This is a genomic window from uncultured Jannaschia sp. (assembly GCF_947494055.1).
In the GTDB taxonomy this organism is placed as follows: domain Bacteria; phylum Pseudomonadota; class Alphaproteobacteria; order Rhodobacterales; family Rhodobacteraceae; genus Jannaschia.
This window is the reverse complement of sequence record NZ_CANLTR010000154.1, coordinates 1-728: the sequence shown is the minus strand read 5'-3', so window position 1 is coordinate 728 and position 728 is coordinate 1. Positions and strand designations below refer to the sequence as shown.

The following is a 728-nucleotide window of genomic DNA, read 5'->3' as shown; positions in this document are numbered from 1 at the left end:
CATCGACAACGCCGTCCAAGCCGCCTGATCTTGCCGCCTTCGTGGCAAGCCTGTCGAGCGCCTGGCACGTTGGGGAGATCCGTCCAACCTTCTCGATCGAGGCGAAACCGCGTTACCTGAGAAGCCTCCAGAGGATCCCATCGCAGGTTCCTTTTGCAAAGCCGTCCGCTGCGCCCGCGCCGGCAGCTTTATCCGAGAGGACAGGACCACAGACAAAGACGACGGAGAGACCGAAGCCAGTCTACGCCGAACCCGGCCGGGCCCGGATCCAGGCGCTTCGCATGGCGTGGCCGATTGCGTGTCGCCGGCTGGAGGAATTCCCAAGCATCAGCGCCGCGCAGCTCTTCGACGAATTGTGTATCCAGTTCCCGGGCCGGTTCACGCGCAAGCAGTACAAGACACTGGCGCGCCGGGTCAGCCAGTGGCGCCAGGCAGCGCAGGCACGCGGCGTCGTCATCGGCCCCAAGACCTATCGTCTCAGCGACAAGCCGCGCGGCCGGCGTCCTGATATCTTCAAGGAAGACTGGGAGGAGATGACGCAATGCCTTGAAGAACGCCCCGATCAGACCGCGCTCGAACTTCTGGTCGAATTCCAGGCCCGTTACCCAGGACGATACACGTTACGGCAGGTTCATACGCTGCAAAGGCGCGTACGGGCATGGCGACAGCAAGCTGTCCAACGGCTCATTGGAGAGATCGGAAGTCCCGAATTGTACGCTGATCCGAAG

1 pseudogene is annotated in these 728 nt (G+C 62.5%); it reads left to right on the top strand.

Features of this window, described 5'->3' with window-relative positions:
• Nucleotides 1-281: 281 nt before the first annotated feature.
• A pseudogene (locus tag Q1A87_RS23600) lies at nt 282-728 on the top strand (hypothetical protein); the annotation flags it as partial.